13 protein-coding genes are annotated in these 13,772 nt (G+C 31.1%); 9 read left to right on the top strand and 4 right to left on the bottom strand.

Annotation, left to right across the window (positions count from 1 at the left end):
* Positions 1-86 precede the first annotated feature (86 nt).
* Both J2Z39_RS00435 and J2Z39_RS00430 read left to right on the top strand, forming a co-directional pair.
* A complete protein-coding gene (locus J2Z39_RS00435) occupies positions 87-1,175 on the top strand; it encodes a hypothetical protein (protein WP_209813193.1) in 1,089 nt (362 codons plus the stop codon).
* Positions 1,175-1,948 carry a pepsin/retropepsin-like aspartic protease family protein gene (locus J2Z39_RS00430; RefSeq protein WP_209813191.1) on the top strand — a complete coding sequence of 258 codons (774 nt, stop codon included), beginning with the start codon at positions 1,175-1,177 and terminating at the stop codon, positions 1,946-1,948. Before J2Z39_RS00435 ends, J2Z39_RS00430 begins: the two co-directional genes overlap by 1 nt.
* A 107-nt stretch (positions 1,949-2,055) precedes the next feature.
* Here J2Z39_RS00430 and J2Z39_RS00425 read toward each other — a convergent pair whose 3' ends face one another.
* Positions 2,056-2,325, bottom strand: a complete 270-nt coding sequence (locus J2Z39_RS00425; RefSeq protein ID WP_245325641.1) for a hypothetical protein — start codon at positions 2,323-2,325, stop codon at positions 2,056-2,058.
* A gap of 292 nt (positions 2,326-2,617) precedes the next feature.
* On the opposite strand from J2Z39_RS00425, the gene J2Z39_RS00420 reads away from it, so the two are divergent.
* The 7 genes from J2Z39_RS00420 to iadA all read left to right on the top strand — a co-directional run bounded on the left by J2Z39_RS00420 (position 2,618) and on the right by iadA (position 12,022).
* Positions 2,618-4,231: a substrate-binding and vWA domain-containing protein gene (locus J2Z39_RS00420; protein ID WP_209813189.1), complete on the top strand. Its 1,614-nt coding sequence runs from the start codon at positions 2,618-2,620 to the stop codon at positions 4,229-4,231.
* Entirely contained in the window at positions 4,231-4,842 is a 612-nt protein-coding gene (locus J2Z39_RS00415; RefSeq protein ID WP_209813187.1) for a 5-bromo-4-chloroindolyl phosphate hydrolysis family protein, read from the top strand. The genes J2Z39_RS00420 and J2Z39_RS00415 overlap by 1 nt, the downstream gene beginning before the upstream one ends.
* Complete coding sequence (locus tag J2Z39_RS00410; protein WP_209813185.1) at positions 4,839-5,897, top strand: hypothetical protein; 1,059 nt, start codon at positions 4,839-4,841, stop codon at positions 5,895-5,897. Before J2Z39_RS00415 ends, J2Z39_RS00410 begins: the two co-directional genes overlap by 4 nt.
* A 9-nt stretch (positions 5,898-5,906) precedes the next feature.
* Positions 5,907-7,055, top strand: coding sequence for a toxic anion resistance protein (locus tag J2Z39_RS00405; RefSeq protein ID WP_209813183.1), 1,149 nt, complete (start codon positions 5,907-5,909; stop codon positions 7,053-7,055).
* A gap of 80 nt (positions 7,056-7,135) precedes the next feature.
* Positions 7,136-8,998, top strand: a complete 1,863-nt coding sequence (locus J2Z39_RS00400; protein WP_209813181.1) for a hypothetical protein — start codon at positions 7,136-7,138, stop codon at positions 8,996-8,998.
* Positions 8,999-9,449: 451 nt separating this feature from the next.
* On the top strand, positions 9,450-10,898 hold the full coding sequence (gene nhaC / locus J2Z39_RS00395; RefSeq protein WP_209813179.1) for a Na+/H+ antiporter NhaC: 1,449 nt from the start codon (positions 9,450-9,452) through the stop codon (positions 10,896-10,898).
* Entirely contained in the window at positions 10,895-12,022 is a 1,128-nt protein-coding gene (gene iadA / locus J2Z39_RS00390) for a beta-aspartyl-peptidase (protein ID WP_209813177.1), read from the top strand. Before nhaC ends, iadA begins: the two co-directional genes overlap by 4 nt.
* Before the next feature lie 227 nt (positions 12,023-12,249).
* Here iadA and mnmM read toward each other — a convergent pair whose 3' ends face one another.
* The 3 genes from mnmM to J2Z39_RS00375 are packed head-to-tail and all read right to left on the bottom strand — an operon-like array spanning position 12,250 to position 13,738.
* Complete coding sequence (gene mnmM, locus J2Z39_RS00385; RefSeq protein WP_209813175.1) at positions 12,250-12,792, bottom strand: tRNA 5-(aminomethyl)-2-thiouridylate-methyltransferase MnmM; 543 nt, start codon at positions 12,790-12,792, stop codon at positions 12,250-12,252.
* A complete protein-coding gene (locus J2Z39_RS00380; protein ID WP_209813174.1) occupies positions 12,789-13,337 on the bottom strand; it encodes an ImmA/IrrE family metallo-endopeptidase in 549 nt (182 codons plus the stop codon). Before J2Z39_RS00380 ends, mnmM begins: the two co-directional genes overlap by 4 nt.
* Complete coding sequence (locus J2Z39_RS00375) at positions 13,337-13,738, bottom strand: helix-turn-helix domain-containing protein (protein WP_209813172.1); 402 nt, start codon at positions 13,736-13,738, stop codon at positions 13,337-13,339. Before J2Z39_RS00375 ends, J2Z39_RS00380 begins: the two co-directional genes overlap by 1 nt.
* Positions 13,739-13,772 lie beyond the last annotated feature (34 nt).

Here is a 13,772-nt window from a genome sequence, read left to right as displayed (position 1 = left end):
AGCCGTTTATTTTATTCGTTAATTTATTATAATACATATATACCAAATATAAAAATAATGTATAATAGAACATAGGGAGGAAAGGAATGAAGAAATTTTTATTTATTTTTGCTAGTATATTTTTATCATCTTGTACTAATAAGGAGTCAGCAGATCTAGAACCTGCTAAAAAAATTGTAGCCCCCATAGAAATAAATACTGATTATGATTCCTTTAAACTCAAAGGTCAAACTTATAGCTTGCCCTTATCCTTTGGAGAGTTCGAGAAAAATGGATTTTATATAAACGAAAATGAATACTATCATCCTAATATAAATAAAAGTCAACAAATAATGGTAAATATGAAAGCTGATGGATCAGATGTGAGCGCAACTTTTAAGAATACAAAAGATGGGCCTATAGATACCAAAGATGGAACTATCATTGAGTTATACATAAATAATCAAGATGGTAAGAATCAAGATTTTAGCATACATGACTTAGCTTGGGGAACTTCCTACGAAGAAGCTAGTAAGGCTCTTAAGGACTTAAATACTGAGCAAGCAGCTACTGAAAACGATAGAACTTTAAACTATTATACAGATGATAATTTTGTTTCGCTATATTTCGCTAATAATAAGTTATCATCAGTAGCTATTTTTTCTAAATCTTTTATGAGAGATGAAAATTATGTTGGAGGAGAGTTTGCAATATTTGGCCAAACAGTTAAATTTCCTTTAAGCATTAGAGATTTAGAAGAGCTTTTATCAAGTGATTTCAATATAAATAAAGATGGAGATAATCAAAACCTAGATCCAGGTGAAGAAACGACCTATAGAATATATTCTCCAATGTATGAAAAAATAGAAGATAAGAATAGCTCATATGGGGTGGATTTCTATCTTAAAAATACGTCAGATAAGCCAATGTCATATGAAGATGCTAAAATAATAAAACTCGTTGCAGAAAATAGTTCAGACTTATCTGTAGGGAATGCCTATGTAGGAGCAAGTATTGATGAGCTAAAGAAAATGGATAAGAAAAATCAAAATCCAAGACGACTTTTAAGAGAAGGCAAAAATAAAGATGGGACACTAAAGATGGTATTTAGTGCTGAAAACAATACCAATTATATCTTTAATATAAATGAAAAAACTATTACCCATATAGAAGTAATAAATCAGAAGGAGCAATAATGAAATATAGTAAAGTACCAGTATCAGATAAAAAGTATCTAAATTATATATTTATAGAATCAGCTATAGATGGAAAAGTAGTAACTACTATGTTTGATACTAGGGGAAATACCTTAATTAAAAAATCTATAGCTGATCAAATAAATGTATCCTATATAGATAATAAACCAATAGATGAAAAAAGAGGTTGGAGACGTGCTCGTGTAGATATGAGGATAGGCGGACTTGAGATAGGTAGTGCCCCTGTTATAATTGCAAATGATGATTCATTTGACCTTATGCAAGACCCACAAGGTAATAAATTCCCTGCAGATATGATTTTAGGCTGGAATATTATTTCGCAATTATGTTTTAGAGGAGATCTTAGAAAAGGAGATTTTGAAGTTCAAATAGATGATTTTAGAAAATCAAAATCAAAAGACCAACAAAATGCACCAGTGCTATATATAGAATTTGAAGGAGAAAAAATACTTGCTGCCCTTAATTCTTCACTACCAGTAACAAATGTTAGTCAAGAAATTTTTGACAAGATTGTGGATAAAAAAGATACAAAAAAAACTATAGAAATGTTAGGATTAAATGAAAGTGAAAATCTAAGCTATGAAACAACTCTAAGATTTAAAATAGATCAAGATGAGATAAGTCTAAAAGGTGCTCAATTAAATCCGCATCTTAATAATAAAGATGTTCAAATAATTTTTGGAGCAGATCTTTTATGGTCAACTACATGGGCAATATACTCTCCTATGAGATATATAAGGGCCAAGCAATAATCTGATTATAAATTAAAATCCCTAGAATGAGAATAATGTGACCCTCCTTAAGTTGGTTCAAACCAACTTAAGGAGGGTCAGTTTAGAATTCTAGGGATTTTGCTAATCTAGATTAGATTGTTTTCTTTTAATAAGATTTCTATATCTGTATCTTTGATTTTCTTTTCTAAGTTATGAGCTGCTAGTTTTGGAATTGGTAGGTGGGGTTTTTCATAATCGTTTAATGCACTTACTGCATTCATCAAGTATCTCATATCATATCTTGACGCGTATACCTCAGGGATTCCCTTTTCTACACCGCATAGGGCATATACAGCTTCCATAGCAGTTCTACTTACAAATTTAACTCTCTCATCATAACTATCTATTACTTTCATTATTTTCTCCTTTTGATAAGATATATTTTTAACTAGTATGTAATAAGTTAAAATTTCTTATCAATTAAATAATACTCTGCTAAAAAAAATATAAACAAAACATAAATACTTTTTTAAAAAATATTTAATATTAAATATATAAATATATCGTCTTTTATATTTGAGAGAATATGTTTAATATATAAATGAACCCTAAGCTTTTTTGTAAAATATTCATTACAAATTGCTGGTTATGCTTAAAAATAAAAGCTTTTTGGTATAATTATAATAAGAAAAATAAAAGGAGAAATTTATGAAGAGGCTACTTACCATCATCTTATCATTATTTTTACTAAGTTCTTGCAGTCAAGTTGATAATGAACTTCCAGTTGCTAATAGTTCTAATTTTTCATCTTCTTATAACAAGGGAGAAGCTTTAAAAATTGTATCTGGTTCTGAGAATAAAGAACTAGAGCCTATAATAGAAGAATATGCCAAGGAGAATAAACAAAATATACAAATCGACTACCAAGGATCACTAGATATTATGAGACTTATAGGAGATTCAAATATTACATATGATGCGGTTTGGCCAGCTTCTTCTATATGGCTTAATTTAGGAGATAGCAATCACATACTAAAATATACAGAGACTACTTCTCAAACACCAGTTGTATTTGGAATTAAAAAATCTCTTGCTGATGATTTGGGATTTGTAGGTCGTGATGTAAAAACAAGTGAAATTATAGATGCTATAAAAGCTGGAAAGCTAAAATTTACTATGACTTCAGCTACTCAGTCTAACTCTGGCGCAAGTGCTTATTTAGGATTTCTTCAAGCTCTAGCTAAAGATAAGGATGGCCTTACTAGCGAAGATTTAGCTGATAAAAATCTTAAAGATCAAATAATTTCCTTATTATCTGGTGTAGAAAGATCATCAGGTTCATCTAATTGGCTGGTAGATCTATTTTTAGAGGGTGATTATGATGCTATGGTAAACTATGAGCAACTAATAATTGCCACAAATAAGAAATTAGAAGAAGAGGGCAAAGAACCTTTGTATATGATTTACCCAGTGGATGGCTTATCAATATCTGACTCTCCACTAGCATATGTAGATAAGGGTGATGGAGAAAAGGAAAAAGCCTTCAAAAAATTACAAGAATATTTACTAAGTGATAAGGCTCAAAGTAAAATCGAAGCTATAGGTAAAAGGTCTGCCTATGGAAATGTTAGAAAAGAAAATAGAGAAGTATACAAAAAAGAATGGGGAATAGATTTAGATAAGACTTTATCACCTGTAAGGATGCCAAAAGCAGATGTTATCTTAGAAGCATTAAATATGTACCAAACAGAGTTTAAAAAGCCTGCATTTACCATATATGTTTTAGATTATTCAGAATCTATGGATGAAAATGATGGTTATAATCAAATAATGGAGGCCATGAATCAAGTTCTAATTCCAGAAAATGCTAGTAAAAATCTTTTACTAGGAACTAGCAAAGATTACACTTTCGTGCTTCCATTTTCTAAACAAATTATAACTATATTGCAAGCTGAAGGAAATAGCGATGAGCTTACTTATCTATATAACGATTTGAAACAGTATAATACCCTATCGGCAACTTATATGTACGAAGCTATAGGAGAAGCTATAGATATATTAGAAGAAAATAAAGATATCTTAAAAGATTACTCACCAGCTATAGTTGTACTAACAGATGGTAGGCCTAATGGTGAATGGAGTTTTGAAGATCTTAAAGAAGCTTATGATGATCTAGACATGGATATACCGATTTTTGGGATAATGTTTGGAGATGCGCAAGAAGAAGACCTAGAGGAAATAGCGACAATGTCAAAGGCAAGAGTTTTTGATGGAAGAAATGATATGATAAAGGCCTTTCAAAATGTAAAGGGATATAACTAATGATAGAAGTAAGCAGAACTATTAAGGCTTTAATAGCCTCACTTTTAACTTTTTTTGGCCTGCTTGTTGGTCTTAAGCGGAGCTTTTGGATAGCAGCTATTCTTGCTATAGGTGTTTATACAGGTGTTTATCTTATAAGTAAGCCAAAAATGATGATAGGTAATACTGATGTAGAAGCTTTGGAAAATGGAGAAGAGATACAAGCTATATTTAATGAGTTTGAATTAAGAATTGAATTTCTAATAACCCTAGCTGATAGTATAAAAGATAAGAGTATAAAAACAAAAGTTATAGAGTTAAGCAGAACATCCAAAGATATCAAATCATATTTAGAAAATAATCCTAGACAGATATCCAAATCTAGGTATTTTCTGGATTACTATATGAAAACAGCTGAAGAAATAGTCAAAAACTACAGTAACCTTGATAAGGCAAATGTAAGTGAGGATAAGTTTAAAGAAATCAAGGAAAAAACGTCAAGATCCTTAGACTTACTCAATGAAATATTTAAAAGACAAAGAGATTCTTATTATAAGGATAAAATAACTCAACTTGAGGTAGAAACAGATCTTCTTGAACAAACTATGAAACTAGGGGGAGATATTAAATGAAAGAAAAAAAGCGGGGATTAATTGTATTATTGTTGGTAATAGTAGGCGCTGGCGGCTATATGTTTTACCAAAAGCAAACTCCTGACCAAGTATCTATAAATGGATATATAGGAGGAGAAAAAATTCCCTTTGTGGAAAACGATGAATTTAAGAAAAAGGTAAAAAAGGCCTATGGTCTAAGTATGGATTATCGTAAAGAAGGTTCCTTAGCTATGGCGAATGTTGATACAAGTGATAAAGACTATTTATGGCCATCAAGTCAACTTGCCCTAGAGCTTTTTAGAAAAAATGGAGGTAAGGACTTACAAAATGAAATAGTATTTAACACACCAATAGTCCTATATTCAAGAAAAGTTGTAGTAAATGCACTAGAAAAAGAAGGCGTAGTAGATAATCGAGATGGAGTTTATTATGTGGATATGATAAAACTTGCAAATCTTATGGTTGAGGAAAAAACTTGGACGGATATAGGGTTAAATCAGTTATATGGACCTATTTTAGTTGACACCACAGATCCTAATGAATCCAATTCAGGCAATATGTTTCTAGGACTTTTAGCAAATGCCTTAAATGGAAATAAACCAGTTTCTAAGTCAAATATTGATGAAGTGAAAGATAATATAGTTCATATTTATAGGCAACTTGGCTATATGCAATCATCATCTATAGATATGTTTAACCAATTTCTCCGCCAAGGGGTAGGATCTTATCCTATAATAGCAGGTTATGAATCCCAATTATTAGAGTTTTCTAAGCAAGAGTCTGATATGTATGATAAGATTAGAGATGATGTCATAATCATGTATCCAGAACCAACAATCTGGTCATCTCATGTTTATATTGCACTAACAGAGAGTGGTAAGGTAGGTCTTAACGCTTTGATGGATAAAGATATTCAAGCTTTGGCATGGAAAGATCATGGATTTAGAACAACAGTATCAGGAACAGAAAATCCTGATGAATTTGATGTAAACGGTATGGCAGATCAAGTAACTAAAATAATGCCGATGCCAAGTGTAGATGTAATGTTAGAACTCATGGAAGCTATAAAATAAGGAGATATTATGGCAGATTATTCACTAGATAATCTTATGAAAGATAGTGGCAAGGTTAATGATATAAGCTTAGATAAAAAGGAAATCGCAAAACTTACAGAAAAAAGAGTAGAAAAGATCAGTCCAGAAGATAGATCTAAAATAGATGAGATTAAAAATCAGATAGACCTTAGAAATTCACAAATGTCATCAGTTTATGGAACCAATGCTCAAAAATCAATTGCCCAATTTTCAGAAACTATTCTCTCAGAAGTAAGAAGTAAGGATGCTGGAGAAGTAGGGGAGTTGATGAGCGATTTGCTTGTTAAAGTAAATGATGTTGATATACAAACTATGGGTGAAAAATCGCTTATAGATAGGATTTTTGGTGGATCTAAAAATCAAATTGAAAAATATATGACTCGCTTTCAAAATATGGAAGTACAGATAGATAAGATTTCTGCCAAACTAGAAACTGCTCGCATGGAGATTTTAAAAGATATAGGTGTATTTGATAAGCTTTACGAAGAAAATATAGATTATTTTAAAGAACTTGAAAGATACATAATAGCAGGTGAAGAATCTATAGAAGAGATGAGAAATGAAACGCTCCCTGCCTTATACAAAGAAGCTGAAGCTTCAGATGAGCCTATGGCTATGCAAGTGGTTAGAGATTTTGAAGAAAATGTAAATAGATTTGAAAAGAGGATATTTGACCTAAAGACTAGTAAAGCAGTAGCTCTCCAAACTGCACCACAAATAAAACTCATACAAAACAATGACCAATTACTTGTAGATAAGATTACAGATTCTATAAATAACACTATCCCACTCTGGAAGTCACAAGTTATAATAGCTCTAGGATTAAACCGTCAACAAGAGATAGTAGATATGCAAAAACAAGTTTCCGATACTACAAATGAACTTTTAAAACGCAATTCAGAAAATCTTAAAAACTCTACAGTTGAAATTCAAAAAGAAGCTCAAAGATCAACTATAGATGTTGACACACTAAAAGAAGTTAATCAAAATCTAATAGATACTATCCATGAATCTATGCAAATTCAAGAAGATGCTACTAATCAACGCAAGCTTGCAGAAAAAGAACTTATGGATATACAAAATAATTTAAGAGATGAACTTAAAAATACACTCACTCCTAAAACTAGAGGAGAATAATTTTAGTTATATTTATATAAAGGCTTAAATTTTTGAAAAATAACTTGATTTGAGTAAAATGTTATAAATTTGGAGGATTCATGAAAAATACAAAAAACACAAAAATAAAAACTTATAGCTCATTTGCCCTGGCTTTAGCCTTATTTGTACCAATAAATTCTTTTGCAAGTGAAACATTAGAAAATAGCCAAGAAGTCGAGCAAAATATTAGTGAAGATCAAAATGATCAAGTGGAAAAAAGTGAAAAATCTTATATAGATCTAGTTTCTAACAATCTATCAAATGACGGTAAAAAAGCATCTTACACTTTCAATATACCTAAAATAGAGAGCCAATCTAATCTAAGAGCCTACATCTATTTGCCAGATAACTCTAATCTTAAGAATCTAAATGTAGTTAATAGCAATGCTAAGTTAACTTTTGATCAATTAACTTCTATGCAAAAGATTGAACTTGACTTATCAAATACAGATCAAAATACTATAACTTTAGAAGCTGATATTAAGGAAGATTCAACTACTACTTACTCATTTGATTTAGCCTTAGTAAGTGAAGACGAGAGTATCAAGGAAGTAAAGAAAGTATTTTCCGAACTTATAGAAGATTCTAAGGGCAATAAAGCTCTATTAGATAAAGACCTTGATGGTGTTGCATCTATTCTTTCTGGTAAGTTTGTGGGAAATAATCAAATAGAGTGGACAGATTATCTAACAAATACCACTGATAAAGATATAAAACTTGCTTATCCACTAGAGCCTAGTGAAAATCAAAGTTTTGAGCCATCTAGTCTTAAGCTTCAAGGATATCAACTTACAAAAAATGGTTATGAGCCAGCAGGTCAAGTAAGTGAAATTAATGTAGAGGATTTCAATGGACTAGTAATACCAGATAATACCTTGGTAAAACTTACAATTAATTCTACAGTTGATCCAAATAAGGATTCAGCTTGGGATATCAATGGTGTAAGAGTTAGTAAAGGAGAAATCCAAGAGCAAGATCAAAAATCTAATGAAGAAATAAAAGAATTAAGTGGAAATTTAGATAATAATGCTAAGCAAATCAAAGAAACTATCACTGATATAGATAAAGAGAATGAAACTAGTAAAAAAGATGTTCAATCAGATGATAAGAAAGCTTTAGAATTATCAAAGAAATTAGAAACTACAAATCAAAATCTTAGCAATTCTTTAGATGAAGTCAATAGATCAAGTAATGAGAATGGTGATAAATCTGATGTTATTTTAGATGATGATAACTCTAATCAAAACGCTTATGATGTTCCAAAAATAACAAAAGAACTTGATAATGTTACTACAAAAATAAAAGAAATGATTAAGATGATTGATTACGAAGAAGCAATGCGAGATGGAGTAAGTAAAGAAGATACATCAGATATAGAAAATGATGGTGTAGAGTATATCAAAACACTTACCGAGAAAATCCAAGAATCTAACAAATTAGTTCAAGAAGAACTTTCTAATGTCTATGGTAAGTCTGCTGTTAAATCGGTAATGACTCTAAGTCACAATATAGATGATGATACCTATAAAATCCTAACAGGACTTGGAGAAAGTACAGCAAAGACCGATGAAATAGCAAGACAAATTAACCTATCTATTGAAACAGGTAAGATAATTGACAATCCAGAAGAAAAAAAGCAAATAGTAGCCATTATTAATGACTTAGAAAGTATAGAAGCTTCTAACAATAAGGTTTTGGAAAGTATTGAAGACAAAGAAGAAATAAGTCCAAACTTTGATATTGTAGTAGATGGATTCTCACAAAAGCTATATAAGGACTTCAAAAAAGTTGCAACTGTAACTCTAGATCCACTAGATAAGGCAAGCGTAAGAGTTGATGCTAATAAGGCTAAGAAAGACTATCCGACAATAACAAGTTATTTAGAAAATCTAGACTTAAGACGTGACTTATTAAATAAATAAGATACAAAATATGATATTAAGGTATATAGATGGGGAAAATAAATCTCTCATCTCAGACTGTTGATAAAATATAAATTTACCCATTTCGACCGAATGTAGTGAGCGGAGAAATCTCAGGAGATCTATCCATGTGTTCTTTTCACTCACACTAAAACTCGTTTGCCAGGCAAACTTTTCTGTGCTTTCGCACTAGTTTTAGGGATGAATGTAGCAAATCAAGGTACTTTCATCTAGTCGAGATGGACTGTAGCTTAATTTAAAATTTAAATTATTAATAAATTTAAAAATTGATTTTGTCTACGTTCTAAGATGAGGAAAATAAATTCCTCGTCTTTTTTTATAAAATCTATTTATATATTCTATATTAGTACTTTGTAATAGCATATATTTCTTGACTTTTTAACAAAGTATATTATATAATTATCGAAATAAAATTTCGTGGGGGAATAATATGATAGATACAAAAGAAAAAACTAAACCTAGCACTTTGCAAGCTATTTCACCATTAGTTATTATGATTGTTTTGCTTACTATAGGAGTAGGATTTTTGAAACTAAGGGCAGAACCTATAATTTTAATATGTACGATTATTACAAGCATGATTGCTAAAACATTAGGATATACTTGGGAAGAATTGCAAAGAGGAATAATAGAAAAGATATCAAGTGCTCTACCAGCTACTCTTATTTTATGGTCGGTTGGACTTTTGATAGGTTCTTGGATGTTTTGCGGTACTGTACCTATGATAATTTATTATGGCGTTCAAATTATTAGCCCAAGATTTCTATATGTAACTGCGTTTTTAATCACTGCTGTTTTATCGACGGTTACAGGAACATCTTGGGGATCAGCTGGAACAATTGGTGTTGCAATAATGGGTATTGCTCAAGGACTTAATATGAATTTAGCAATTACAGCAGGAGCAGTTGTAGCTGGTTCATATTTTGGAGATAAGCTATCACCATTTTCTGATACAACGAATTTAGCTCCACTTGCGGCTGGAAGTGAGCTTTACGATCATATAAAACATATGCTATATACAACTGTCCCTGCAGCTATTGTATCCATTATAGTTTATCTAATTGCAGGTCTATCATCAAAGACAAGTCTTGCAAGCGCAGATTCTGTAAATATAATACAAAGTCAACTATCAGGAATTTATAATTGGAATATTATTTTACTTCTTCCAGTAATAATTATGCTTGCAGGTTCAATCTTAAAATTTCCAACTTTACCTACTATGGTAGTAAATTCTTTAATCTCAGTTGTCATTGGAATTTTTATCCAAGGATTTTCCTTAAAAGATGGCTTTGCTTCTATGATAAATGGTTTTGATATTGGAATGACTGGATTTAATGGAAAAATAATTGAAGATATAGCAACCCTTATAAATAGAGGCGGAGCTGTCTCGATGACAACTACTACAATTTTAGTATTTTGCTCTATGGGTTTTGCAGGTATTATGTCAGTTTCAGGTATGCTTGATGTAGTATTGGACGCAATTTTAAGCAGGGTGAAGAGTACATTTGGAGTTGTTATATCAACTATAGTATCTTGCTTTACAGTTGCCTTTGTAACGGGAAATTCTTATCTTTCAATTTTAATACCTGGCGAATTATTTAAAAAAGTTTATCTTGAGAGAAATTTGCATCCTAAAAATTTATCTAGGACTTTAGAAGATTCTGGTACGGTTTTGGTTCCGCTGATTCCTTGGTCAGCAGCAGGAGCTTATATGGCTGCAACCTTGGGAGTTGAAACATTGACTTACCTTCCTTGGGCAGTTTTAAATTATACAGGAATCATATTTGCTATAATTTGGGCAATTACGGGTATAGGTATCACAAAAATAAGTGAAGAAGAAAAAGAAAAATTTTTGACAAAAGAGAGTGAGAAACTATGATTTTAATTACAAATGCGAAAATACTTGGTAAAAAAAATAAGGATAGAATCCTTATTGGAAATGATAGAATAGTCGATATTTTTTCTGGAAAGTCACCATATAAAGTTGATGAAGTATTTGATGCATGCGGTAAAACTGTGATTCCAGGACTTATAGACCAGCATATTCATATTACAGGTGGTGGCGGAGAAGGTGGATTTCATACAAGAGTACCAGAAATTGGTCTTTCAAAATTAGTAGAGGCTGGTATTACTACGGCAGTTGGGCTTTTGGGTACGGATTCAGAAACAAGAAGTGTAGAAAATCTTGTAGCAAAATCTATAGCTCTTACAAATGAAGGAATAAAAACATATTCACTGACAGGATCATATGCTTATCCAAGTCCTACTATAACAGGATCTATAAAAAAGGATATTATTTTTATAAATCAGTTAATTGGAGTAAAGATTGCTATAAATGATCATCGAGATTCTTCTCTTTCTTACAAAGAGCTTCAAAGGATAGGCTCAGAAGCTAGGATCGCTGGTATGATTTCTGGTAAAAGCGGGCATGTAACTATCCATATGGGTGATGGTAAATTTTATTTTGAGCAAATAAATGATGCCCTTAAATATTCTAATCTTCCAATAACAACATTTAGACCTACTCATGTTAATAGGAATAAAGAACTCTATGGAGAGGCTATAAAGTTTGCTACAAATGGGGGATATATAGACTTAACAACTTCTATGAGTAAAGACTTGACTGATATTAAATCCTATAAAAAGGCAAAAGAAAGTAACGTTCTTGATAAAATTACTTTTTCTTCAGATGGATTTGGATCCTGGTCAAACTATGATGATAAAGGAAACTTGATAGAAATTGGATATAGTCCAGTAAATACAGGACTAAAAGCTATAAAAGAACTTGTAAAATCGGGAGAGAAATTAGAAGATGCAATCAAACCTTTTACATCAAATGTAGCAAAGGCTTTAAAGTTAGATAAGGAGATTGGATATTTGAAAAAAGGATACATAGCTAATCTACTATTATTAGATGAAAATTTGGATTTGGATACAGTAATATCAAATGGCAAATTTATGATGAAAGATAAAAATATGTTGGTAAAAGGAACTTATGAATAAAAAAAGAATGTAAAAATAGATCTGCTAAGCAAAAGTAAATCTTAGAATGTAGACAAAGTCGATTTTATAATTTATTAATAATTTAAAATTTAAATTAAGCTACAGCCCATATCTACTCACTACGTTGGGTCGGGTGGTCGAATTTTATATTTTGTCAACAGTAAGTATGAGATCTGCTAAATAAAAGTAGATCTATTTTTATTAATATTTATTATAAGAAGAAAAGCTCAATTTTTAGCAATAACAACACAATAAGGTGGATTGTTTACTTTATTTATATAGTCCATTTTTAAAACTGTAAATTCTTTATAAGATAGAGCTCCTAGGAAATCATCTAATCTTTTTGACTCTATAAAGCCCTCTTTATGGCCTGGGTAAATAGTCATTACAACTTTACCATTCTTTTTTAAAAGTATTAAAACTTTTTCTAAGCTTTTTATAGTGCTATCTGCTTTAGTCGTAATATTTTTATCGCCTTTTGGAAGATATCCTAAATTATAGATTACTAAATCTAGGTCATCTTTTATATACTTATCAATATTAGCATGACTATCTAAAATAAATTCAAAATTATCTTTTTGACCTAATAGATCATAGGTTGCTTTTTTAGCTCTTTCTTGTATATCAAAAGCAAAGAGTTTGTCTGGATCTAATTCATCTAGAATGAACTTGCTATCATATCCATTTCCAGCAGTCATGTCTACTGCGATTTTTATATCTTTTTCACGCTTTATTAGTTCATGTGCTAAGTCTGTTGGCCTATCTATCATAAATAATTACCTAAATTTTCACTACTACCATCAATTTTTGTAAAAAATTTAGAATCAGTTTCGTTTTTTACAATAGGCATACCCATCCTATGCATTTCATTTAGCTTAAAAATCATAAGATTGACATTTACATCATAAAGGCTGGCCAGTTGATTGTAACTATAACCTTCTTTTACATCCTCCATAAGTTTTTTTTCATCAAGCAATAGATGGGCTGCAAAAATATTCGCTTCAATTTCCATTTCACTTCTTATATCAAAAAGCTCGTATTCTGCTGCGCCTTGTTTTGCTTCGGTTCTATGGTATAAATCATGGCCAAGCTCATGTGCGAAGACCATATTTATTATCCTATCATCAACATAGGGATTATAAAAGACAAAACGATTTCTCTTAATGATCTTATACATTCCCAAAACTTTAGTAGGGTTTTGAAAGGGAATAAGAAACACTCCACGTCCTTCAAGGATTTCACGAGGATCGCGAGTTTTATATAAGTTTATTAAGTTATTTACATCAGTGTAAATTTTATCATAGGTAGTAGACATTATTTGTCCTTATGTGGATTATATTTCCTATTTTCTGTTTTAGCTATATAGTATGCTTCACTTATAGCATCAAGGATTGCTTTCTTGTCTTCTTCTGGGATTTCCCCTCCAGCCATAAGACCTATGACTCCTTCTACCATTTCTTCAGCATCTTTGCCCCCAGCATTACCATAGCGCTCACGAGCTTTGAGGATAAAGTCCTCTTCGTCAGTTACCAGGTAATCGTGAGTAGTACCCAAAGCATCAGCTAGGGCATCATAGGTCTTTCTATATCTTGGCCTAGTCTGACCAGATTCATATCTGGAGATAGTCTTTAATGAAACATCGCAATATTTTGCAAGTTGTTCTTGGGTTATGTTGTTAGCTTCTCTTAATTCTTTTAATTTGTTAGCAAATGCCATATTTTCTCCTAATCTATCAAGGACTCTTGATAAA

It is taken from the genome of Anaerococcus nagyae (assembly GCF_017874535.1).
GTDB lineage: Bacteria > Bacillota > Clostridia > Tissierellales > Peptoniphilaceae > Anaerococcus > Anaerococcus nagyae.
Note: the sequence above shows the minus strand (reverse complement) of the source record. Positions and strands in the feature narration are given on the sequence as shown.

What these genes read in the sequence shown, in the direction of transcription:
- J2Z39_RS00435 (WP_209813193.1), top strand. Translation starts at nt 87, where the DNA reads ATGAAGAAATTTTTATTTATTTTTGCTAGTATATTTTTATCATCTTGT.
- J2Z39_RS00430 (WP_209813191.1), top strand. Translation starts at nt 1,175, where the DNA reads ATGAAATATAGTAAAGTACCAGTATCAGATAAAAAGTATCTAAATTAT.
- J2Z39_RS00425 (WP_245325641.1), bottom strand. Translation starts at nt 2,325, where the DNA reads ATGAAAGTAATAGATAGTTATGATGAGAGAGTTAAATTTGTAAGTAGA.
- J2Z39_RS00420 (WP_209813189.1), top strand. Translation starts at nt 2,618, where the DNA reads ATGAAGAGGCTACTTACCATCATCTTATCATTATTTTTACTAAGTTCT.
- J2Z39_RS00415 (WP_209813187.1), top strand. Translation starts at nt 4,231, where the DNA reads ATGATAGAAGTAAGCAGAACTATTAAGGCTTTAATAGCCTCACTTTTA.
- J2Z39_RS00410 (WP_209813185.1), top strand. Translation starts at nt 4,839, where the DNA reads ATGAAAGAAAAAAAGCGGGGATTAATTGTATTATTGTTGGTAATAGTA.
- J2Z39_RS00405 (WP_209813183.1), top strand. Translation starts at nt 5,907, where the DNA reads ATGGCAGATTATTCACTAGATAATCTTATGAAAGATAGTGGCAAGGTT.
- J2Z39_RS00400 (WP_209813181.1), top strand. Translation starts at nt 7,136, where the DNA reads ATGAAAAATACAAAAAACACAAAAATAAAAACTTATAGCTCATTTGCC.
- nhaC (WP_209813179.1), top strand. Translation starts at nt 9,450, where the DNA reads ATGATAGATACAAAAGAAAAAACTAAACCTAGCACTTTGCAAGCTATT.
- iadA (WP_209813177.1), top strand. Translation starts at nt 10,895, where the DNA reads ATGATTTTAATTACAAATGCGAAAATACTTGGTAAAAAAAATAAGGAT.
- mnmM (WP_209813175.1), bottom strand. Translation starts at nt 12,792, where the DNA reads ATGATAGATAGGCCAACAGACTTAGCACATGAACTAATAAAGCGTGAA.
- J2Z39_RS00380 (WP_209813174.1), bottom strand. Translation starts at nt 13,337, where the DNA reads ATGTCTACTACCTATGATAAAATTTACACTGATGTAAATAACTTAATA.
- J2Z39_RS00375 (WP_209813172.1), bottom strand. Translation starts at nt 13,738, where the DNA reads ATGGCATTTGCTAACAAATTAAAAGAATTAAGAGAAGCTAACAACATA.